Annotated in this window: 17 protein-coding genes, 1 rRNA gene and 1 other annotated feature; of the genes, 8 read left to right on the top strand and 10 right to left on the bottom strand. The window is 46.4% G+C overall.

Translation table 11 applies throughout. The features are described 5' to 3' along the window. Positions 1 to 54: 54 nt before the first annotated feature. Both QMA41_RS21060 and tyrA read left to right on the top strand, forming a co-directional pair. A complete protein-coding gene (locus QMA41_RS21060; protein ID WP_021456376.1) occupies positions 55 to 1,128 on the top strand; it encodes a 3-deoxy-7-phosphoheptulonate synthase in 1,074 nt (357 codons plus the stop codon). Positions 1,129 to 1,150: 22 nt separating this feature from the next. Then, positions 1,151 to 2,278: a bifunctional chorismate mutase/prephenate dehydrogenase gene (gene tyrA / locus QMA41_RS21055; RefSeq protein ID WP_006957684.1), complete on the top strand. Its 1,128-nt coding sequence runs from the start codon at positions 1,151 to 1,153 to the stop codon at positions 2,276 to 2,278. Positions 2,279 to 2,328: 50 nt separating this feature from the next. On the opposite strand, the gene QMA41_RS21050 is transcribed toward tyrA, so the two are convergent. The 3 genes from QMA41_RS21050 to ettA all read right to left on the bottom strand — a co-directional run bounded on the left by QMA41_RS21050 (position 2,329) and on the right by ettA (position 5,535). Beyond that, a complete protein-coding gene (locus tag QMA41_RS21050) occupies positions 2,329 to 3,318 on the bottom strand; it encodes a M23 family metallopeptidase (protein ID WP_281630545.1) in 990 nt (329 codons plus the stop codon). 9 nt (positions 3,319 to 3,327) lie between these two features. Then, complete coding sequence (locus QMA41_RS21045; protein WP_006957680.1) at positions 3,328 to 3,699, bottom strand: PilZ domain-containing protein; 372 nt, start codon at positions 3,697 to 3,699, stop codon at positions 3,328 to 3,330. Between the two features lie 168 nt (positions 3,700 to 3,867). Beyond that, positions 3,868 to 5,535: an energy-dependent translational throttle protein EttA gene (gene ettA, locus QMA41_RS21040; protein WP_038164731.1), complete on the bottom strand. Its 1,668-nt coding sequence runs from the start codon at positions 5,533 to 5,535 to the stop codon at positions 3,868 to 3,870. Positions 5,536 to 5,794: 259 nt separating this feature from the next. On the opposite strand from ettA, the gene sltY reads away from it, so the two are divergent. Together sltY and trpR are read left to right on the top strand one after the other, a co-directional pair. After that, positions 5,795 to 7,750: a murein transglycosylase gene (sltY, locus tag QMA41_RS21035; RefSeq protein ID WP_281630544.1), complete on the top strand. Its 1,956-nt coding sequence runs from the start codon at positions 5,795 to 5,797 to the stop codon at positions 7,748 to 7,750. Between the two features lie 29 nt (positions 7,751 to 7,779). Then, positions 7,780 to 8,076 (top strand): trp operon repressor, encoded by a 297-nt coding sequence (gene trpR / locus QMA41_RS21030; RefSeq protein WP_006957674.1) that lies wholly within the window; start codon positions 7,780 to 7,782, stop codon positions 8,074 to 8,076. Positions 8,077 to 8,368: 292 nt separating this feature from the next. On the opposite strand, the gene yjjX is transcribed toward trpR, so the two are convergent. The 7 genes from yjjX to QMA41_RS20995 all read right to left on the bottom strand — a co-directional run bounded on the left by yjjX (position 8,369) and on the right by QMA41_RS20995 (position 16,805). Then, on the bottom strand, positions 8,369 to 8,902 hold the full coding sequence (yjjX, locus tag QMA41_RS21025; protein WP_281630543.1) for an inosine/xanthosine triphosphatase: 534 nt from the start codon (positions 8,900 to 8,902) through the stop codon (positions 8,369 to 8,371). After that, a complete protein-coding gene (locus tag QMA41_RS21020; protein ID WP_281630542.1) occupies positions 8,868 to 11,213 on the bottom strand; it encodes an EAL domain-containing protein in 2,346 nt (781 codons plus the stop codon). The genes yjjX and QMA41_RS21020 overlap by 35 nt, the downstream gene beginning before the upstream one ends. Beyond that, complete coding sequence (locus QMA41_RS21015) at positions 11,197 to 12,240, bottom strand: spermidine/putrescine ABC transporter substrate-binding protein (protein WP_281630541.1); 1,044 nt, start codon at positions 12,238 to 12,240, stop codon at positions 11,197 to 11,199. Before QMA41_RS21015 ends, QMA41_RS21020 begins: the two co-directional genes overlap by 17 nt. 166 nt (positions 12,241 to 12,406) lie before the next feature. Continuing rightward, complete coding sequence (gene pheA / locus QMA41_RS21010; protein WP_065740699.1) at positions 12,407 to 13,585, bottom strand: prephenate dehydratase; 1,179 nt, start codon at positions 13,583 to 13,585, stop codon at positions 12,407 to 12,409. A 13-nt stretch (positions 13,586 to 13,598) separates the two neighbouring features. Next, positions 13,599 to 13,720: a sequence feature (Phe leader region), on the bottom strand. A gap of 129 nt (positions 13,721 to 13,849) precedes the next feature. Further along, on the bottom strand, positions 13,850 to 14,179 hold the full coding sequence (raiA, locus tag QMA41_RS21005) for a ribosome-associated translation inhibitor RaiA (protein WP_006957664.1): 330 nt from the start codon (positions 14,177 to 14,179) through the stop codon (positions 13,850 to 13,852). Between the two features lie 344 nt (positions 14,180 to 14,523). Beyond that, on the bottom strand, positions 14,524 to 15,966 hold the full coding sequence (locus QMA41_RS21000) for a lytic transglycosylase F (RefSeq protein ID WP_281630540.1): 1,443 nt from the start codon (positions 15,964 to 15,966) through the stop codon (positions 14,524 to 14,526). Positions 15,967 to 16,079: 113 nt separating this feature from the next. After that, entirely contained in the window at positions 16,080 to 16,805 is a 726-nt protein-coding gene (locus QMA41_RS20995; RefSeq protein WP_281630539.1) for an outer membrane protein assembly factor BamD, read from the bottom strand. Positions 16,806 to 16,935: 130 nt separating this feature from the next. On the opposite strand from QMA41_RS20995, the gene rluD reads away from it, so the two are divergent. The 4 genes from rluD (at position 16,936) to QMA41_RS20975 (ending at position 23,359) form a co-directional block, all read left to right on the top strand. After that, positions 16,936 to 17,913, top strand: coding sequence for a 23S rRNA pseudouridine(1911/1915/1917) synthase RluD (gene rluD / locus QMA41_RS20990; RefSeq protein WP_281630538.1), 978 nt, complete (start codon positions 16,936 to 16,938; stop codon positions 17,911 to 17,913). 1 nt (position 17,914) lies between these two features. Beyond that, a complete protein-coding gene (gene pgeF, locus QMA41_RS20985) occupies positions 17,915 to 18,643 on the top strand; it encodes a peptidoglycan editing factor PgeF (RefSeq protein WP_281630537.1) in 729 nt (242 codons plus the stop codon). A gap of 112 nt (positions 18,644 to 18,755) precedes the next feature. Next, on the top strand, positions 18,756 to 21,329 hold the full coding sequence (gene clpB / locus QMA41_RS20980) for an ATP-dependent chaperone ClpB (RefSeq protein ID WP_038513387.1): 2,574 nt from the start codon (positions 18,756 to 18,758) through the stop codon (positions 21,327 to 21,329). 477 nt (positions 21,330 to 21,806) lie between these two features. Next, positions 21,807 to 23,359, top strand: a 16S ribosomal RNA gene (locus tag QMA41_RS20975). Positions 23,360 to 23,370: the final 11 nt, after the last annotated feature.

Here is a 23,370-nt window from a genome sequence, read left to right as displayed (position 1 = left end):
GCCCAATAGAGATGCTTTAAATTGGGTGTAAAAAAATATATACAGGTTTGAGTTATGCAAAAAAGTGAATTGAGCAACATTAATATTAGTGAAGAACAAGTTCTGATTACACCTGAAGAGCTGAAAGCCAAGATACCACTGAGTGATAACGCTCGTCGCTTTATTCAGGAGTCTCGTCAGACTATCGCTAACATTATTCATAAGAAAGATCATCGACTACTGGTAGTATGTGGCCCTTGTTCAATTCACGATCTGGACGCTGCGAAAGAGTACGCTAAGCGTCTTAAAGCATTGTCTGAGCAGCTTAGCGACCAACTGTACATTGTTATGCGCGTTTACTTTGAAAAACCACGCACCACAGTGGGCTGGAAAGGTTTGATTAATGACCCGCATCTAGATGGTACTTTCGATATCGAGCACGGTCTGCACGTAGGTCGCAAACTGCTAGTTGAACTAGCAGAGATGGAGATTCCACTGGCGACCGAAGCGCTGGATCCGATCAGCCCTCAATACCTCGCGGACACATTCAGCTGGGCAGCAATTGGTGCACGTACGACTGAATCTCAGACTCACCGTGAGATGGCGAGTGGTCTATCTATGCCAATCGGCTTCAAGAACGGTACTGATGGCAGCTTGGCAACAGCTATCAATGCGATGCAGGCTGCGTCTTCAAGCCACCGCTTCATGGGTATCAGCCGTGAAGGTCAGGTTGCGTTACTGACAACTCAAGGTAACCCAAATGGTCATGTGATTCTGCGTGGTGGTAAACAAACCAACTACGATTCAGTGTCAGTCACTGAGTGTGAGCAGGATATGGCGAAAGCGGGCCTGGATGCCTCCCTGATGGTGGATTGTAGCCATGCTAACTCGCGTAAAGATTTCCGTCGCCAGCCTTTGGTTGCTGAAGATGTGATTCACCAAATTCGAGAAGGAAACAAATCGATTATTGGCCTGATGATTGAGAGTCATATTAATGAAGGTAATCAGTCATCTGATATTCCTCTCAACGAAATGCAATATGGCGTTTCAATTACCGATGCCTGTATCAATTGGGATACAACTGAGGCACTATTGCGTCATGCACACACAGAACTGGTCCCATTCTTGGAAGATCGTCTGAAAGGTTAAGAGAAGAATAACAAGGAACATCATGGCCGTTGAATTGAATGAATTGCGTGATCAAATTGACGCAGTAGACAAACAAATTCTGGATTTATTGGCACAGCGACTGTCTCTGGTAGAGAAGGTCGGTGAAGTGAAAAGCGAACACGGTCTGCCGATTTATGCGCCAGATCGTGAAGCGGCCATGTTAGCTTCACGTCGCGAAGAAGCGGAAAAGAAAGGCGTACCGCCTCAGCTGATTGAAGACATTCTTCGCCGCACCATGCGTGAGTCTTACGCGAGTGAGAAAGACTCTGGTTTTAAGTGTTTGAATCCAGAATTGCGCTCTGTGGTGATTGTCGGTGGTAACGGCCAACTGGGTGGTCTGTTTGGTCGCATGTTCAAGCTGTCTGGTTATGATGTCAAAGTACTTGGCAGCAAAGACTGGGATAAAGCGGATGAAATGCTGGTGGATGCTGGCCTAGTGGTAGTTACTGTACCGATTCATCTGACCCAAGGCGTGATTGAGAAGCTAGGCAAACTGCCAAAAGATTGCATCTTGTGTGACTTAACCTCGATAAAGTCTAAACCGCTGCAAGGTATGCTCAATGTTCATCAAGGTCCCGTTGTTGGATTGCACCCAATGTTTGGCCCTGATGTTCCGAGCTTAGCTAAGCAGGTGATCGTGTACTGTGATGGTCGTGGTGAAGAACACTACCAGTGGTTACTGAAACAGTTCTCTATCTGGGGCGCGAGTTTATGTCAGATTGATGCCTCAGAGCACGATCATGGTATGACTTTGATTCAGGCGTTGCGTCACTTTACGTCTTTTGCCTACGGCCTACACTTGAGCCGTGAAAACCCGAACATTGATAAGTTGTTGAAGTTAAGCTCACCAATCTACCGCTTGGAGCTAGCGATGGTTGGGCGCCTTTTCGGTCAGGATCCAAACCTATACGGCGATATTATCCTTTCTTCAGACGAAAACATCGAGATGATCAAACGCTTCCATCAATGCTTTGGTGAAGCACTGAAAGTGTTGGATGGCAAAGATAAGCAGGCGTTTGTGACAAGCTTCAATAAAGTAAGCGAGTGGTTTGGTGATTACTCTCAGCAGTTTATGCATGAGAGCCAGAATCTACTGAAGCAAGCGAATGATTCCATTCATCGTGGTTAACCTATAACTCCTAACCAGATACCGTAAGAGCTGCCCTAGGCAGCTCTTTTTTATTGTATGGTGAGAGTATTGGCTGGGTTTTCGTCACGTTTTACCGTATTTACCGGGGCATCCTGATAAGGATGGTTAGTGAGGTTGACCTGTAATCTGACCGTATTGTCTATCAACTCAACCAGCGGTGCCCATTTCACTTTCTTCTCCTTTTCAAACAGATAGTTAAAGTTTTCTGGCGTCCAATCCATGGTGTATTGAGGGTTCAGCGCTCGGCCAAGAAAACGGATCTCATAATGCAGGTGAGGGCCGGTCGAGTTTCCTGAATTACCACACGTCGCAATCAACTCTCCCTTGCTCACAAACTGACCACTGCGCACTTTAAATTTGGCGAGATGGGCGTAGGAGCTCATAAAGCCAAACGAATGCCTCAGTGTCAGGAAGTTTCCAAAGCCTTTTGAGCTTGGTCGAACCGTTTCCACCACACCATCGGCTGGAGCGTAGATCGCCTCGCCACGTTTACAGGTCAGATCGATCCCCGTATGAGTATGACGTTTGCCCGTGATTGGGTTAATGCGTCGGCCATAAGAAGAAGATATGCGCAGATAGTCCATCGGAGTATCGTTTGGGATCATGCGGAACATGGTGGCGCGTACGGCAGAATCGACTGCTGCAGCGTCAATACGATTCGCCAAGTTGTACTCTTCAGCCTGCGTATCGTCAGCAAGGCCAAGAACTGACTCCACATCATAAACTCGCTTGCCTAGGGTATGGATTTGATCGCGCTTTTCTTCCAGTTCTTGAGACAAAGTATGAGTTTCATTGACCTGCTGTTGGTATTGTTGCTCGGCTTGCTCAAGTTGGTTGCGCAGTTGAACGACTTGAGATTGAGAAGAATTCTGCTGCTGCCAGCTGTAATAGGCGACAGTCGCGCTGAAGGCAATCGCACTGATTGAACCAGCAATAGTCAGAAGAAGGGCTTTTCTTGAAACGTGAAAGTGTTGCTCCCCAGATGAAGAGGGGATAGAGATTATTATCTTTTTGGACATACTGCTTAGTTAGGTGTATTCACCTAAATCTGACAGGTGCTCAATGTCTCTGTGTAGGAGTTCATCGTCACCGACATTCAATTCAATTAACCGCTTCAGATGTCCGATACTTTCAATGTCAATATGATCAATACTCAGACGGATCACATTGTTATTGAGGCCCACAATTTTGCCGACCAGCTCAATCGTGATATCGCTGTCTTGAAGCGAAAACTCTACATCTACCATACTGTCGACATCAAGCGAGTCTGCGTCATCTGACGTCAGCAGCAGTCCATGCAGGGATAAATCACACAAAGAGGATTTCACCACTTTGTTTTCTTGAGATAGCAACGCTTGTGTCTGGTAAACAATGCGCGAAAAGCGACGGCGTTCGATCATAGTTGTCTCTCTTAATGGTATCCAGTAAGGCTATCAAATCAGAAGTGACTGCTATACGCGTCGGTTCGCATTATTGATTCAAAACACGGTAACAACCGTAAGTATTGTGAACCAATATACAATAAAGGCCGCTAATATTAGCGGCCTTTGCACAAATTTCAAGCAAGATTACTTAGTAATACGCTTGTATTTGATTCGGTGCGGTTCCGCTGCTTCTGGACCTAAGGTCTTCTTCAGCCACTCCATATACTCAGTATAGTTACCTTCGTAGAAGTTCACCTGACCTTCATCACGGTAGTCGATGATGTGCGTTGCGATACGGTCTAGGAACCAACGGTCGTGCGAGATAACCATGGCACAACCAGGGAACTCCAGTAGTGCTTCTTCTAGTGCACGCAACGTTTCAACATCAAGGTCGTTGGTTGGTTCATCGAGTAGCAGTACGTTGCCGCCAGCTTTAAGCAGTTTAGCAAGGTGCACACGGTTGCGTTCACCACCTGATAGTTCACCGATGATCTTTTGCTGGTCTGAGCCTTTGAAGTTAAAGCGAGAACAGTATGCACGTGCAGGAATTTCAAAGTTGTTGATCTTGATGATATCTGCGCCTTCAGAGATTTCCTGGAAGACAGTCTTGCTGTCATCCATGCTGTCACGGAACTGGTCGACAGACGCCAGTTTGACCGTATCACCCATCTCAATGGAGCCCGAATCTGGCTGTTCTGTGCCACTCAGCATCTTGAAGAGGGTAGATTTACCTGCACCGTTGGCACCAATGATACCGACGATGGCGCCTTTTGGCATACTGAATGAAAGATCATCAATAAGAACACGGCCGTCGAACGATTTAGTCAGGTTATTCACTTCAATAACCTTATCGCCTAGACGCTCACCTGGCGGAATGAACAGCTCGTTAGTCTCATTACGTTTCTGGTGATCACCGCTTTGAAGTTCTTCAAAACGTGCCATACGTGCTTTTGATTTCGCCTGACGACCTTTCGGATTCTGGCGAACCCATTCCAGTTCTTTCTCAATGGTTTTCTGGCGAGCTTTTTCCTGAGACGCTTCTTGTTGCAGACGCGCGTCTTTTTGCTCTAGCCATGAGGTGTAGTTACCTTGCCATGGGATACCTTCACCACGGTCAAGTTCTAGAATCCAACCTGCAGCATTGTCTAGGAAGTAACGGTCGTGCGTGATAGCAACGACAGTACCAGTATAGTCAACCAGGAATCGCTCAAGCCAAGCGACTGATTCCGCATCCAAGTGGTTGGTTGGCTCGTCGAGAAGCAACATATCTGGCTTCTCAAGTAGTAGACGACAGATAGCTACACGGCGACGCTCACCACCAGACAGGTGCTCGATCTTTTGATCCCACTCAGGAAGACGTAGTGCATCCGCCGCACGCTCAAGCGCGTTATCTAGATTGTGGCCGTCTTTGGCTTGAATCAGTGCTTCCAGCTCGCCTTGCTCTTTTGCGAGCGCATCGAAATCAGCATCTGGTTCTGCGTACGCAGCATATACTTCGTCAAGACGCTTCATTGCACCCGCGACATCGGATACCGCTTCTTCAACGATTTCACGTACGGTCTTAGACTCGTCTAATACTGGCTCCTGCGGTAGGTAACCGACATTCAGGCCTGGTTGTGGACGTGCTTCACCATCGATATCAGTGTCAATACCCGCCATGATACGCAGTAGGGTCGATTTACCCGCACCGTTCAGACCAAGAACACCGATCTTGGCACCAGGGAAAAAGCTTAGCGAGATGTCTTTCAGAATTTGACGCTTAGGTGGCACGATTTTGCTCACCCGCGACATGGTATATACGTATTCAGCCATTGCCGATCGTTCCTAAAATTTCAATTCACGTAGAGAGGCATTTTATACCAAGATGGGGGGCTTTGTTACCTTCGAAATGAGGATGATGAGGAACTAATTAGTGTTATTGATGGATAAGTGAACAATTCATTTATGGCGATGCCACTTATGTCACAGTTGTGTGAATTTATTATTATTTACATCTATACGCTTTACATGGCTGCTTACAATAAGCATAAATTAATAACCACAATAATTATTCTCAACAGGACGAGAATTTATGATGCTGACGTTTTCAAAGTCGCTGCATCGCATTCCTTCATCGATTCTGACCTGGATCTCGATGGTTTGCAGCGCAAGCTTAGCCACTTCAGCAATGGCGAGTGATCTCCAGCAACAACGGAAAATTTATGACCAGGCGCAAGAATACCTCGACAATAATCAGGTAACTCAATACCAAAGAATCCGTAATAAAATCAAAGATTACCCTCTAACACCGTATACGGATTACCGTGCTTTTTTAGTTGATATCGGGCAACGCTCACCGGCGGAGGTGGAAGCGTTTATTGATACTTATAGTACGCTGCCATTTTCAGCTCGCATTCGAGCGCCATACATCGACAGCCTTGCCAGACAAAAACAATGGCAAAAGCTGGCAGAATTTCAGACCGTAGAACCACGCGGTGAAACGTATCAATGTCACTACTACCACGCGCTTTATCAAACGGGTCATAAAGACCAAGCTTTTGAAGGCGCAGAGAAACTTTGGCACTCTGGGCAGAGTATCGCTGATGCCTGTGATCCTCTATTTGAGGTTTGGGACAAAGCAGGGTTAAGAACCGATCAACAAATCCTTGAGCGTATGCTGCTGGCGTTTGAAGCACGTAATGGCTCGTTAATGAACTACCTCAAAAAGCAGCTCAACTCCGATAAAATGCGCAAGCAAGCCTCTGATATGAAGGCGTTGTTTAACCGACCAGAAAATGTCGTTAACTTTGCTCGTCAGCACAGCGATAGCGATTTTAACCGTTCTCAGACAGGGCTTGCGTTGAAAAAGCTGGCGCGAAAAGACGTTAGGATGGCGCAGCGAGCATTTGATCAAGCCACCTCTGCACAGAAAATGCCCCAAGACGAGGCGCAGAAGCTGGCTGATTATATTGCCTTCCGATTGATTAACACCGATTCCGAGTCTTTGGCGCAATGGCGCGATAAGAAGATAGAAACCTCCAGTAATAATGATTTGATTGAGCGCAGGGTGCGCTTAGCGATTCAAGAAGCAGACTGGCATGGTGTGGAAGATTGGATAGGACACCTGCCAGAGAAAAAGCAGCAAAGCCTGCGCTGGCAATATTGGTTAGGACGCAGTGAAGTCGCGTTGGGGGATATCACCAAAGGCAGCCAGCGTCTTGAAAATCTGGTGGGTCAGCGAAACTTCTATAGCGTTGCGGCAGCGAAAGAGATCAAGCGATCGATCAATTACCCAGTTTCCACCATCTCTTTTGAGCAGCAAGCGGTCAAACCGTTTATGACAGCCTTAGTGCGCATCGAAGAGCTGATTGAACGGGATAAAATTGCCGCAGCGAAAAGCGAATGGCGTTGGTTGCTCAATCGAGCTAATGCTGAGCAAAAAGAGATGCTAGCGGCGTACGCCTCCTATAAAGACTGGTCTCATTTGACCGTTACGGCGAGTATCAAAGCCAAAATGTGGGACAACCTAGAGCTGCGTTTCCCGGTGGCTCATCGCTGGTGGTTTAACTTCTATGGCGAAAAGCACAGCATTGATCCAATCACTCTGATGTCATTGGCGAGACAAGAGAGTGGTTTGGATGTTGAAGCGCGTTCTCCTGTTGGTGCGCGCGGTATCATGCAAATTATGCCATCAACGGCTAAGTACACTGCGCGTAAATATCAGCTGTCGTATCGCAGTAGCAATGACTTATATGAGGTTGGCAAAAACATAGAGATAGGCAGTCACTACCTGAAAGGCTTGCTCGAGCGATACGATAATAATCGAATTTTCGCGCTTGCTGCGTATAATGCTGGACCACACCGAGTGAAAACCTGGCGTGAACGTACCCAAGGCAAACTGGATGCTTACGCATTTATTGAAGCCATTCCATTTAAGGAAACCCGTGGTTATGTGCAGAACATTCTGATGTTTGAAACATACTACCGTAACCTGTTGGGGGTCGATGGGGCGTTTCTCAATCAGAATGAGATTGATACCAGGTACTAGTTTTATGACGTTCTAGGCAGCGAGAGCAAATGGCAACACAACCTGAGTACACCGACTGGCAACAGATCTTAGATTTGATTAAAACGAGCAGCGAATCCGATCAACACGAGATGTTGCTGACCATGCTGCTCACACCCGATGAGCGCGAATCTTTAATCGCAAGGGTCAATATATGTCGCGAATTGCTTAAAGGTGAATTGTCTCAGCGCCAAATCAGTCAGATGCTAGGGGTGGGTGTCGCCACTATTACTCGCGGCTCCAATGAGCTGAAGTCGAAGAGCGAAGCAGAAAAGGCTGAAATCTCAGCCTTACTTGAACCCAAATAAAGGTGCCCTCGGCACCTTTATTTTTATTAGGGTCTGTTGACCTTTTGAGCTGATTTTTGCAGCAGTTTGTGGGTTCTTTATACAAGGCAGAGGGTTTGAAACGTAGTTGCCCTACCTGATAAGCCGATAACGCAGTAGAAAGGAACCACAAACGCTGCCCAGAGGGTTCGGCTAAAAGCGTTTTACTCTTTGTTGAGAGGTGCTTTGCTTAGGTCACTAGGCGACAAACCTCTCGCCGCGACTAAAACGCTTTTATCTCGAACGAAATTTAACCGCAAAAGGTCAACAGACCCTAGAGATTAGCGGGGAAGTGCTCTGGATTGGTAAATGGAATTAATGCCAATATCAACGCCTGATGATACACACTGCTACGCGTCAATTGGTCTTGCGTCAGTAGGCTAATGGCGCCACCTTTCTGTTTAATGTTGTCAGTGCCAAACACTTCGTCCATCACATCACCCAGTTCATTAGCCTTAGCCAGTTTTTCAATCACAACCGGTGGTAGCATCAAGCTAGCAGAGCGAGACTCGCCACGATGTGTTTCTGATTCAATCACCATCCATGCAAAGGTCACATTACCTTCAATACCAGCCTCGAGGCCAACATAATAGTCGCCATTGGGTTGAGACATTTTAGCGTTGCGGACTCGGTTGAGCGCACCTGTGTGCGTTTCTTCATTGCTCATTGGTTGATCGGCCACTTCACTAGCGACACTCACACCGACAAACTCAAACGTTTGTGAGTCAAAAGCTGCCTGAAATGCGCTTTTGACCGCGTTAATTTTGGCTGGGTTAAGCGAAGCGACAATAACTTTCTTCACCGGCATGATGGTTTCCTTGTGTGGATGAGTCGAGGAATTTCAGCTCAGACAATGAAACAGGGGGAGAAAGGAAATACCCTTGCATGTAATCACACTGATTCTCCGCCAGCCATTGGTGCATTTCCTGTGATTCGATGCCTTCAGCGGTCACTATCATTGACTGTGAATGGCACAAATCCACCAGTGGCTTCACCACCTTCTGATTATTGGTTTTGATCAGAGCGGTGAGAAATTCGCGGTCGAGCTTAATTTTCTGTACCGGGTATTCTACAAGTTGAGTGATAGATGTATAGCCGGAACCAAAATCATCAATCGCTAACTTAAAGCCCATTAATGACAGCTCATGTAGCAAGGAGTAGCTCTGGGAATCTGTGGCAAAAGTTTCAGTGATCTCAAAATCCACTAAACCAGGGATCACATTGTACTGCTTGGCTGCGTGCTGTATGTCTCGTGCGAGCTGTAAGGAGTCTAGTTCTGCAGAAGATAGATTAATTGACAGCTGAATTGGATGGTCAAAACAGTTTTGCAGGGCGACAAAATCTTTAAACGCCTGAAGTATGACCCAGCGATCAATCTTACCAAATAACCCCGTTTTCTCTGAGATAGGGATAAACTCGCCCGGGTTTACCTTACCCATTTTTGGCGATTCCCAACGCAACAGAGCTTCCACGCCGACAATGGTCTTACCCGAGCGATCAAAATAAGGCTGATACATCAAATGGAACTCATCATCGAACTCGCCATTTCTCAAGGCGCGCTCAATCTGAGTTCGGCGACGCACAATCTGATCCAGCTCTTCTGAATAACGCGCGACCTGATTCTTCCCTGCACGTTTGGCCTGATACATTGCAGTGTCTGCATTAGACAGCAGTTTGGCTAAATCCTGTCCGTCTTGAGGGTAGCTCGCCACCCCGATACTAGCGGTAATAGGAAAGCTACCTAGAGGCGAGCTCTGAGGGTTTTGAATTGGCTCTAAAACCGCTTGGGCCACCTTATCTGGGTAACTGTTCTCGTGTGCAGAAGCGATGAAAATGGCAAATTCGTCACCAGATAACCTTGAAGCGATGCATTTGACGCCATAAGACAGTTCATACTGATGACAGATCTCACGAATATGGTCGGCAAAGTTCACCAGCAACGAGTCACCCAGATGGTGGCCATATTTGTCATTGACGTACTTAAAGTTGTCCAAATCGATATAAAGAATCCAAGCGTGGGTATGGAGCAGTTTATTGGCAATCGTACGCTCGACATAGACTTGAAACTGGTAGCGATTGGCCAGTTGCGTCAGATGGTCGTTCTCCGCCATTGCTTTGGTTTTCTGATAACTTGAATTGAGCTCTTTGTACATATCATAAAAACGAACCGACAAACGGCCGATTTCATCATCGCTGCTGAGCCGTTCAATGTTATGGCGCTTACGTTGTTCGACTTCTTGCAGCTGATGTTCAAGACGGGTAATTGGGCTGATGACGCGGCGATGGAGCAGAAACAGTAGGATCAGGATCGTTGCCGCAGTAGAGGCGCCAAAGAACAACAGCAGTCTTTGTTCGATCTTATGGAGCTTTTCAGCCAGTAGGTATTGCGCAGGATCTAACACCGCATAAAGGTTGGGCTTAAGCTCGACCGACTGAGTCAACCCTGATTTTATGACTGGTTGGTCAGCGAAGAATATGCTGCTGTCATTATCAAATTCGATGATGTGTTTAAGTTGATCAAACTTATCCAATGACAGATAAACAACGATAAAAAATACCTGCTCGGTATTGTAACTAAGCGGAGAAATTAGCGTATTGGTATCGAGGACGTCGTAGCGTACTAAAATGCTCTGCCCTTGGTGGTTTTGTGTGAAGCCTGTGTAGGATGTGTTACCCGTGCGGCGGTATGTTCGATCCACAAAGCGGAACACATTCTGATCGAGCTTAGAAAAAGGGTCGGACTGATTATCCGCATAGAACTGCGGGGCGCGATTATGATTCAGAATCGCGACGGCAATATCGTTTTGCTTATTGGCCTGCAGATTCTCTATCGTCGTCTGAAGGTTATCGATCAGCTCCATCTCCCGATATGGATTATCCTGCTGGCCAAAGTAATGACGGATAATGTCACTCTTGGTTAAGGTCAGGGAATAGCTGTTTAGCAGTGCCACTGATTGGCGAAAGTGACCTGCGAGCTTTTCCATCGTTAACTGGAGATAACTGTTTTCGCGTTTAATTAACGCATCTTTTTGGTTGTTGTATATGCCGTAGCTAGAAAACGCAGCACTGATTAGGATGACTGGGGAAACTAGCAACAGAACTCTAGTACTGAGCTTCATGACGTTTCAGAATGCGATTTATTATTTTTGCTCGTAAGCTGATATTTGATGCCGAGAGTTCGCTATCTACGCGCCCTTGCTCGACTCGCTGTTGTTCTGGAAACAATGATGCATCATCTAGATACCAATCCGGCATCTGTTTTAACGCCGTTAAGTTTGGCGTTGCAGCTTTGATGTCTGTTGCATTTGTTGCAGCAATAATGGGATCCATAAGGTACTCAAGGAAGGCTTTAGCCCTCTCCTTATTGGTTGAGTGGCTACTGACGGCCAGACAATCAACCCATAAAAACAACTCACCTTCAGGAACGGTGAAATCCCACTGATTACCAGTGTAGTAGCGATTTAATGAGTATTGGTCACCACTGTAAGCCAGAGCCATTGCCAGCTTTGCAGCATTTCTGTTACTACGGATGTAGCTGAGAATGTATTCGTAGGTGAGGACTTTATCGCTGAAAGATTGCAATTCGGGGTAGGCTTGCTGGAAGAGCGACTCTTGCTCTTCTGTTGGAGAGATCCCCAAGCTGTAAAATACTGGTAGAAAGCTTTCGACGCTGTCATTGATCATGCCAATCCGCCCCTCCAGAGCTTTCGGTGGATGGACAAATTCTTGCCAGCTGGTTGGAGGCTTTTTCACTATGTCTTTTCGATAAGCTATTCCCACTGTTCCCCAGAAGTAAGGGACGGCGTATTCACCGCAGGCTTGGAGCCATTTGTCATCGTTGTGTTGACGATTTTTCAGTTGGGTAAGATCTTCAAACGATCCTAAACGGCCATATATTTGAGCCGAAACATTATCTAAAACCACGAGGTCAAAAGGTAACTGAATACCTTTCATCATCAAAAGGCTACGTTCATCATCATTATCAAAATGGGACAGCTTCAAAGGCGTTCCTGTACTCGATTGCCAGCTTTCGATGACATTCGGTGAGAGGGTGTCTTCCCACATGTAGACGTTGAGTGGAGGGTTTGCTTGAGTAGAAAAACTGGGCACGGAAAGTGCGACAGCAAGTAGAAATAGTGATCTCATATCAGCTAGGAAATGGCCTTCTGACCCATGAATGGATAACGCCTATCAGAGTGATATGTTGAAAGGACTGACACACACCTAATATGCAACTAAGAAGCGGAATATTAGGTTCATTTATGAATAGTGTCAGTCCTTGTAAGTAATTTATTTGATCTGCATTGTTTAATTACTGAAGTTTCACTGTCGTTGGCTTGACATTCTCACTTGGGTAACAACCCAAAACTTTTAAATGTTTAGTCAGTTGCGTTAGCTCATTCAGAGCTTGCTGCATCTCGTCAGATTCAAGGTGAGATTCGAGGTCAACATAAAACATTTCTTCCCAAGGGTTCCCCATAATTGGACGTGATTCCAATTTGTTCATGTTGATTCCGTACTTTTGTAGTACCAGTAAGGTTGCGACCAATGAGCCCGCATCTTGGGAGGTTGACATGATGAGTGTCGTCTTTGCTGGGATCTGGCTGGAAACTTCGACAGGTTTACGTGCCACTATGATGAAACGGGTATGGTTCTCCGTTTGGTTGGCAATGTTAGCCTGGATCGATTGTAGGCCATAGAGTTTGCCGCTTGAAGCATTACCAATAGCAGCAACATCACTGCGGCCCATTTCTTTAACCTTCTGCATCGCATCGGCGGTGCTAGCACAGGACTCCAGCGTGACACCTTTCATTCGGCTCAGGAACTCACTGCATTGCTGATGAGGCTGCGGGTGTGAGTAGAGCGTTTTGATCTCTTCTAAACGAATGTCTGATGTTGCAACTAGGCAATGTTCAATCGGCAGGGTCATTTCACCGACGATATACAGCGTTGTATGTTGCAGCAGGTCGTAAACTTCATTGATGGATCCGGAACTGGTGTTTTCAATCGGCAGCACACCATAGTCGGCATGACCAGACTCCACCGTCTGTGTCACTTCTTTAAAGTGTTCACAATTGAGCTCTATCAGTTCTGTATTTTTACGGCTGAAATACTCACGGCTAGCAAGGTGGGAGTACGAGCCTTTAGAGCCAAGAAACGCCACACGAGCCAGCGGTTTACGGCTCAATTCAGGGTTGGCTAGATTCTGCAGGTAAGATTGTTGCAGTAAAACGGAATCTTCAATGATGGTGTGGAACAGCTTAGTAATGTACTGAGCATCAAGTTCGTACTTGTCACGACCTGCGTTGATCAGTTTCACCAATAGCTGCTGCTCTCGGCTTGCGTCACGAACCGGTTTAGATGTCTGAACTTTACTCTTAGCCACCTCAATGCTCATCTTTCTTCGTTCAGATAAGAGCTTCAACAGTTCGTCATCCAGCTCATTTAAACGTAAGCGAATTTCATCGAGTGAGTATTTTTGTTCGGTCATCCTGCATTCCTTCATAAAAAAAGCCTCCCGTTTGGGAGGCTTCCTGTTCGTTTTTGACTTTTCTTTCGAAAACGAGAGAGCCTCCAAGCTTAGTGGAGAAAAAAGAAGTCAAAAAAGAACAGGGTGTTGTGAGTCATAAATTATTACTTTTGTTGTGATGCTGCCAACACAATAAGCAACCGCTTAGTGAGCGTCAAGCAAAAAAATAGCGCCTTTCGGCGCTATTTTTTAAATCCTCCGTAACTCATCAATATGAGTTAACAATTATTCGCTTTCTATCTCTTCAAGCTCTGGTTTCTCTGCGCGTCGCGCTTCAGGCTTGTGACGAAGTTTGTTGAGCTGACGTTCCAGTTTTTGTTCTACCTCATTGATAGCAACGTACAGATCTTCGTTGGTTGCAGACGCAACAAGCTGGCCTTTAGGGACGGTAATGACAGCTTCAAATTTCTTCTGTTTATTCGGCTCCTCACTGAAGCTTGCCTGACATCCGATGATGTCTACTTGCCATTTTTCCAGCTTTTTAAATTTGCTCTCGATATGAGCTCGGATTGCAGAGGTGGTTTCGATGTTTTTACCAGTGATGTTTACTTTCATAGATGTTTTCCTCTGTAGCATCCCTTATGGGTTAACTTCAGATTACTCGCCTAAGCTTAAAATAATGTGACTCAAATCACCTTTTGGTTGGTGTGTTTTTAGATTGAAATTAAACGTGATCTATCTCAAATACTTGGTTTGTTTGACGCTGAAAAAGCTTGTGCCCCAAAAAAATATCGCTAGATTGGAGAAGGTAACATACTAAAAATCATCCGCTTTTTAGGGCTCTAATTCGACCTGATAAAAATGGCTGGTTAATTGTTGCTCAACTACCAATGTGACTCTCTTCGCATTCTCTTCTGTAGTTTCCTTTCCCTCTTTTTGATGTACTTTCCCGGTCAGCGCTACTGATCGATATTAGGAACGAAGAGATCTGGTGTGCCTGCACTGCTAGATTGGTGCTGACGCTGCTCTTTCAGGGCATTGAGCTGCTTGTAAATGACAAAATAGCGATTGATGTTGGATACATAGTGAACCGGTTCACGGCCAATATTCCGTCTCGCCATGATCTCCACATGCCGAAACCATCGATTGGGATCATATCCATTCTGCTTGGCCAAACTGCGCATCTTACGAATATTGGCAGGCCCAGCGTTGTATGCTGCCAAGGAAAAATAAACCTGATTATCGGGCGTGATGTCATCATCACTAAAATAGCGATCTTTGAGAAAGCGCATGTATTTCACGCCAGCATGGATATTGCTATCAACTTGATAGATGTCAGGAATGGCGACATTGGGATCTCTAGCAGTGCTGGGTAATACCTGCATGACGCCTACTGCGCCTTTGTGTGACACCTTGCTCTGATCTAAACCGGACTCCTGAAACCCTTGGGCTGAGATCATCAATGGGTCAAAGTCATATTGTTCGGAGTAGTTGGCGAAGATGCCTGATAACGAGTCTAGGCGAGTAATATGATCAGGGTTTAGAATACGTTTCAGCCAGCCTGTTTTATCAAGATATTTGCCGTAAATGACGTTACCTAACAAGGTGCCTGAACGGGTTTTCTTTAGATATTGGTTAACGAACGACTGTAAATCGGGGCTATTTTTGCGCATCGCCCAAGCAATCTTGCCATCAACTCTGAGAGGAGCTTGGTCGTGCACCTCAATGTTTTCCATGACCTTCAGCCAAAGCTCAGTTTTGTGGCTGTCCAAAACCGTAGCATCGATGTGGCCTTGATTAACCAATTCAATAATTTCAATATCTTGTAGCGTTTCTTCTACAAAGCGAATTGTGACGGGTTGCAAGTCATGCTCATCGAGCAATTGATTCACTTTTTGTAAGCTTTCGAAGTAGCTGGAGCTGGCTCGAACCCAAATCTCTTTACCACTGAGTTGCGTCAAGTCAGTAATTGGTGGGGTGGTACTACGAGTGACGAGCAGCTCACTGACGCCTTGTAAAACTGGAATGCTAAAATCGATATGTTTTGAGCGATAGGAAGTGATAGTCAGGTTTGCAACGATCAGATCGCCATAACCTTTTTCTAATGAAGGTAGTAACTCGTCTCTTTGTACCGGAATAATCTGCAGATTGAAGTAAGAGGAACGTTGTCTGAGTTCTTTCTCAAAGTGATACAGCAGCTCAGCAAGAATGCCTTTAGGTTTGCCCCCTTCAATATAATAAAAGCCGAGATCGGCAGAAACCAATACACGTATAGCCCCTTTCTTTTCGAGCTCAGTCAGGTCGCCAAAGTAAGGATCTTTTTGTAATGGTGACAAAGAAAGCGCTGCCGCTTGATGGGAGATGGCGGCGAATAAAACTAGAGTTAAGACAATTCGACTCATGAAGTACCCCCGATAGATCATCTATTAAAGGTAGTTCTTAACAAGTCACTCAGCAAAATAGGCAATAAAAAACCGCCTCAGTGTGGAGGCGGTTTTCTTTAACTTCTAAGTAGTTACTGAGGGTTTAGCTCGATAAGTTGCCTGGTGCGCTTAGCGGCATCTTCTAGCCCAAGTTTTTCATAGGCTTCTAGTTGGATCTCGAGTGACTTACGAGCCGCTTCTGTATCCGGGTAAGTCTTTTGCAACTCTTGTGCTCGGTTAATGGCGGCGATCCAAGCTTCACGACGCAGGTAGAAGTCTGCCGTTGCCAGATCGTATTCCGCTAAACGATTTTTCAGGGCAAACATACGTTTTTGAGCGTCTTCTGCATAAGGGCTATTTGGATAACGTTCTAGCAGCTTTTTGAAATCAGCAAAGGCTTTTTTCACTGGTTCAGGGTCTCGATCACTACGGTCAACATTAAATAGATCGTGCATAAAGTTACGATCCTGTGCCATGTGAGTTAGACCACGCATGTACAAAACCCAATCAAGTTTTTCGTGAGTTGGATTGAGACGAGAGAAACGCTCAATCGTCGCAAGACCAAGCGCTAAATCGTCGTTTTTGTAGTAGGCATAAATTAGATCCAGCTGAACCTGCTCGGAGTATGCGCCAAACGGGTAGCGAGAATCCAGCGCTTCCAGTTTGTCGATGGCTGTTAACCAGTTGCCACTTTGCAGCGATATCTGTGCTTCTGAGTAAAGTTCCGATGGCGGTATATCCGGGACGATTTCTTCGCTGCTAGAACAGCCAACCAAAACGGATAATGCCAATAAGCCAGATAAAGTATGCTTTTTCATGTCAGGATTCGATTCCTTGAGATAAATATTTCTTGCGCTTCCGTTACTTTCTTGCCGGTAGCAGATACAATGGAGCGATATTCTTCCACACTAGTGACAATTAGTCTCACAGTTTTTAAAAAAGTTCGATATGGCTCAGCAGATTGAATTAACGCATACAGTAAAAGATAGTCAATTAGGTCAACGTCTTGACCAGGCGATCGCAGAATTATTCGCCGACTTTTCCCGCTCCCGCCTGAAAGAATGGTTGGTCGACGGCAAAGTTCAGGTCAATGGTGAGGTGGTTACCAAACCCCGCACGAAAGTGATGGGCGGTGAAACCATTACGCTACAGGCCGAACTGGAAGACGAAGAGCGCTGGGAAGCGCAAGATATCCCATTGGATATCGTTTATGAAGATGACGATATTATGGTCATCAATAAGCCAAGAGATTTTGTTGTTCACCCTGGTGCCGGTACTCCTGATGGGACGGTATTAAATGCTCTGCTGCATCATTACCCTGATATTGCCGAAGTGCCTCGAGCGGGTATTGTTCACCGTCTTGATAAGGACACTACAGGTTTGATGGTGGTAGCGAAAACAGTACCAGCACAGACTCGTCTCGTTCGAGCACTGCAAAAGCGTAACATTACTCGTGAGTATGAAGCGATTGCGATTGGCCGTATGACTGCGGGCGGACGAGTAGAGCAGCCGATTGGTCGTCACTCAACGAAGCGTACTTTGATGGCGGTTAGCCCAATGGGTAAGCCAGCGGTTACGCACTATCGAGTCGCAGAACATTTCCGTGAGCACACCCGTATTCGCTTACGCCTTGAAACTGGTAGAACTCACCAGATCCGTGTGCATATGTCTTACCTTCAGCATCCGTTGCTGGGTGACTCTGCTTACGGTGGCCGTGCGCGAATTCCTTCCGGTGCTTCAGAAGAACTGGCGGAAATGATCCGTAAGTTTGATCGTCAAGCGCTCCATGCTGTGATGCTAAAGTTTGATCATCCAGTGACTGGAGAAGAGCTGGAGTTCCACGCTCCAGTACCAGACGACATGGTCGAAATGGCTGAAGCGCTTCGCCAAGATACGCAGCACCACGGCTTAGAAGACGAATTCTAAGATGGACATGATCATCCCTAACTGGCCTGTGCCGAGCAATGTTAAAGCTTTTGCCTCGACTCGACAGCAAGGCTTTTCTTCTGGTGTTTATCAGGGGTTAAACCTTGGCGCTCATGTTGGGGATGAACTTGCGATTGTTGAAAAGAACCGCCGATGGTTAGCGCAGCAATCTCAGATGCCGACGGCACCAATCTGGCTTAATCAGACGCACTCTACGGTTGTATTGGAAGCTGACAAACCAACACAAAATGTGCTGGATGCTGACGGCCTCTTTACCCAACAGACAGGCGTAGTGTGTTCTGCTATGACCGCTGATTGCTTACCCGTTTTGTTGACGAATACTGCTGGTACGCAAGTGGCTGCGGTTCATGCAGGCTGGCGTGGTTTGGCTGATGGGATTGTTGAAAATGCTGTTTCGAAATTTGACGGGCAGGTGATGGCCTGGATTGGTCCGGCAATCGGCGCTTCGGCGTTTGAGGTCGGTCAGGACGTATTGGATGCATTTGTCTCATTCGACTCTGCGGCTAAAAAGGCATTTGTACCACGAGAGAAGCCGGGGAAATGGCTGGCAGATATGAACATGCTTGTTACTCAACGCTTGAATAAAGTGGGTGTGACTGACGTTTATTACAGCGAACTGTGTACTTATCTCGATCAGGAGCGCTTCTTTTCTTATCGCCGAGATGGTTCCACTGGAAGGCAAGCAACATTTATCTGGCTGGAAAAGTAACTCTCAGAATTGCTAAGGAAACTTAGCTCTCTCCCCTTGAAAATCGATTCTTGCGTATCCATCTTTCATACTGTCTATAAGAGTATTCTCCGTTAAGGTTAGGAAGGTAGGTATGCGTCTCGACAGATTCACAAGCAAATTTCAAATCGCGATATCTGACGCACAATCGCTCGCGCTGGGGCGCGATCACCAGTACATAGAACCAGTGCACTTAATGGTCGCGTTGATGGATCAGAATGGCAGCCCTATTCGCCCATTACTGACTATGCTCGATGTCGATGTAACCCATTTACGCTCTAAGCTGAGTGAGATCCTTGATCGTTTACCTAAAGTAAGCGGTATCGGTGGGGATGTTCAGTTATCCAGTGCGATGGGCACGCTTTTCAATTTGTGTGACAAAGTCGCGCAAAAGCGTCAGGACGCCTACATTTCCTCAGAAGTTTTCCTCCTTGCTGCCATTGAAGATCGCGGACCACTCGGTGAGCTTTTAAAAGAGTTAGGTTTAACTGAAGCCAAGTTGAGTGATGCCATTGATAAGGTACGCGGTGGGCAAAAAGTTAATGATCAGAATGCTGAAGACCTACGCCAAGCCTTAGAAAAGTTCACCATTGATCTCACCGAACGAGCTGAGCAAGGCAAATTGGACCCGGTCATTGGTCGTGATGATGAGATTCGCCGTACGATTCAAGTACTACAACGTCGAACCAAAAATAACCCAGTGATTATCGGTGAACCGGGTGTCGGTAAAACCGCGATTGTTGAAGGGCTAGCACAGCGCATCATCAATAATGAAGTCCCAGAAGGGTTACGTAACAAGCGAGTTCTGTCGCTTGATATGGGCGCTTTAGTTGCTGGCGCGAAATATCGTGGTGAATTTGAAGAGCGTTTGAAGTCGGTTCTTAATGAGCTGTCTAAAGAGGAGGGCAATGTCATCCTCTTTATTGATGAGATTCATACCATGGTTGGAGCTGGTAAAGGTGAAGGCTCTATGGATGCCGGCAACATGCTCAAACCTGCTTTAGCACGTGGAGAACTTCACTGTGTTGGTGCCACTACATTAGATGAATATCGCCAATATATTGAAAAAGATCCGGCATTAGAGCGCCGTTTCCAAAAAGTGCTGGTGGATGAGCCTTCGGTTGAAGATACGGTGGCTATTTTACGTGGACTGAAAGAGCGCTACGAGCTGCATCACCATGTAGAGATTACCGATCCTGCGATTGTTGCTGCGGCGAGTTTATCTCATCGCTACGTTTCCGATCGTCAATTGCCTGATAAAGCGATTGACTTGATTGATGAGGCTGCATCAAGCATCCGCATGCAGATCGACTCCAAGCCTGAATCACTCGATAAGCTGGAGCGTAAAATTATCCAGCTTAAAATTGAACAGCAGGCGTTGACCAATGAACATGACGAAGCAAGTGAAAAGCGCTTAAGTAACCTCAACGAAGAATTGGAAGACAAAGAGCGTGCATTTGCTGAGCTTGAAGAAGTGTGGAATGCAGAGAAAGCGGCATTATCAGGGACGCAACATATCAAGAGCGAATTAGAGCAGGCTCGAATGGATATGGAATTTGCTCGTAGAGCGGGTGATCTCAATCGAATGTCTGAACTTCAATATGGTCGTATTCCTGAATTAGAGAAGCAACTGGATCTTGCGACTCAAGCAGAGATGCAGGAAATGACCTTGTTACGTAATAAAGTCACAGACAACGAGATTGCTGACGTATTGTCGAAGCAGACTGGTATTCCTGTCTCCAAAATGTTGGAAGCAGAAAAAGAAAAGCTTCTGCGTATGGAAGAGGTATTACACGCTCGTGTCATTGGCCAAAGCGAAGCCGTAGAAGTGGTTTCAAATGCAATTCGCCGTAGCAGAGCAGGGTTGTCGGATCCAAATAAACCGATAGGCTCCTTCTTATTCTTAGGTCCGACAGGTGTTGGTAAAACAGAATTATGCAAAACGCTGGCAAGCTTTATGTTCGACAGTGAAGATGCCATGGTTCGAATTGATATGTCGGAGTTTATGGAGAAACACTCGGTTGCTCGCCTAGTGGGTGCACCTCCTGGATATGTTGGCTATGAAGAGGGTGGTTACCTGACGGAAGCCGTACGTAGAAAACCTTATTCAGTGATTCTGTTAGATGAAGTTGAAAAAGCGCATCCAGATGTGTTCAACATTTTATTGCAAGTGCTTGACGATGGCCGTTTAACTGATGGACAAGGTCGCACCGTCGATTTCCGCAATACGGTTGTCATCATGACATCCAACTTAGGTTCGGCGAGAATCCAGGAAAACTTTGGTTCTTTGGATTATCAAGGCATGAAAGAACAGGTGATGGAAGTCGTCAACAAACATTTCCGTCCAGAATTTCTCAACCGTGTCGATGAGAGTGTTGTTTTCCATCCACTTGGTCAGGAGCATATTAAGTCGATTGCGTCTATTCAATTGCAGAGACTGTCCAAACGTATGGAAGAAAGAGGTTATGCGTTAGAGGTTTCAGATAAAGCGTTGGATCTTATTGCCCAAGTTGGTTTTGATCCGGTATATGGTGCTCGACCTCTGAAAAGGGCAATTCAGCAAAGTGTTGAAAACCCACTGGCTAAAGCAATACTGGCTGGAAAAGTCGTGCCAGATAAACCAGTTAAGCTACTGGTCAGTAAAGATCAGATTATTGCCCATCAATGATGAGGTGTATAGAAAAGGGCTCTTGGGAGCCCTTTTTGCTTTCATTTACGCCGCTTTGATTAAATTGCGAGCGAACGAAGTAAAAACTACAAGTTTTTTCAATTTCCCTCTTGTACTGTCGAGTGAACTCCCTATAATGCGCCCTCGTTGTCACGGGATGCTAAACAAATCCCGCCGATGATTAGACGGCTTGAAGTTAATCATTTAACTTTAAGAGAAATAACAAAAAAAGTGTTTGACACTATGAGTTATCTCGCTAAAATGGCCGTCCGTTTTGAGCAAAGCTTAAAACAAAGTTCTTTAACAATATAAACCTATCAATCTGTGTGGGCACTCGTTGATGATAATCCAATTAGAAACTTTGGTTTCAAATTAGGTTTCAATGATACGAAGTGACCATTGAATCTTCGGATTCAGCACAGTCAATTCAAACATTACTTATGTAATGTTCAGTATTCATTGAGCCGACAAAATCTTAAATTGAAGAGTTTGATCATGGCTCAGATTGAACGCTGGCGGCAGGCCTAACACATGCAAGTCGAGCGGAAACGAGTTGTCTGAACCTTCGGGGAACGTTAACGGCGTCGAGCGGCGGACGGGTGAGTAATGCCTGGGAAATTGCCCTGATGTGGGGGATAACCATTGGAAACGATGGCTAATACCGCATAATAGCTTCGGCTCAAAGAGGGGGACCTTCGGGCCTCTCGCGTCAGGATATGCCCAGGTGGGATTAGCTAGTTGGTGAGGTAATGGCTCACCAAGGCGACGATCCCTAGCTGGTCTGAGAGGATGATCAGCCACACTGGAACTGAGACACGGTCCAGACTCCTACGGGAGGCAGCAGTGGGGAATATTGCACAATGGGCGCAAGCCTGATGCAGCCATGCCGCGTGTATGAAGAAGGCCTTCGGGTTGTAAAGTACTTTCAGCAGTGAGGAAGGTGGTAGTGTTAATAGCACTATCATTTGACGTTAGCTGCAGAAGAAGCACCGGCTAACTCCGTGCCAGCAGCCGCGGTAATACGGAGGGTGCGAGCGTTAATCGGAATTACTGGGCGTAAAGCGCATGCAGGTGGTTTGTTAAGTCAGATGTGAAAGCCCGGGGCTCAACCTCGGAATAGCATTTGAAACTGGCAGACTAGAGTACTGTAGAGGGGGGTAGAATTTCAGGTGTAGCGGTGAAATGCGTAGAGATCTGAAGGAATACCGGTGGCGAAGGCGGCCCCCTGGACAGATACTGACACTCAGATGCGAAAGCGTGGGGAGCAAACAGGATTAGATACCCTGGTAGTCCACGCCGTAAACGATGTCTACTTGGAGGTTGTGGCCTTGAGCCGTGGCTTTCGGAGCTAACGCGTTAAGTAGACCGCCTGGGGAGTACGGTCGCAAGATTAAAACTCAAATGAATTGACGGGGGCCCGCACAAGCGGTGGAGCATGTGGTTTAATTCGATGCAACGCGAAGAACCTTACCTACTCTTGACATCCTCAGAAGAGACTGGAGACAGTCTTGTGCCTTCGGGAACTGAGAGACAGGTGCTGCATGGCTGTCGTCAGCTCGTGTTGTGAAATGTTGGGTTAAGTCCCGCAACGAGCGCAACCCTTATCCTTGTTTGCCAGCGAGTAATGTCGGGAACTCCAGGGAGACTGCCGGTGATAAACCGGAGGAAGGTGGGGACGACGTCAAGTCATCATGGCCCTTACGAGTAGGGCTACACACGTGCTACAATGGCGCATACAGAGGGCGGCCAACTTGCGAAAGTGAGCGAATCCCAAAAAGTGCGTCGTAGTCCGGATTGGAGTCTGCAACTCGACTCCATGAAGTCGGAATCGCTAGTAATCGTAGATCAGAATGCTACGGTGAATACGTTCCCGGGCCTTGTACACACCGCCCGTCACACCATGGGAGTGGGCTGCAAAAGAAGTGGGTAGTTTAACCTTCGGGGGGACGCTCACCACTTTGTGGTTCATGACTGGGGTGAAGTCGTAACAAGGTAGCGCTAGGGGAACCTGGCGCTGGATCACCTCCTTATACGATGATTA

Origin of the sequence: Vibrio sp. St2 (assembly GCF_947311885.1) — a bacterium.
Lineage (GTDB): Bacteria > Pseudomonadota > Gammaproteobacteria > Enterobacterales > Vibrionaceae > Vibrio > Vibrio coralliilyticus.
The sequence above is the reverse complement of the archived record's forward strand: the minus strand, read 5'-3'. Positions and strand labels throughout refer to the sequence as shown.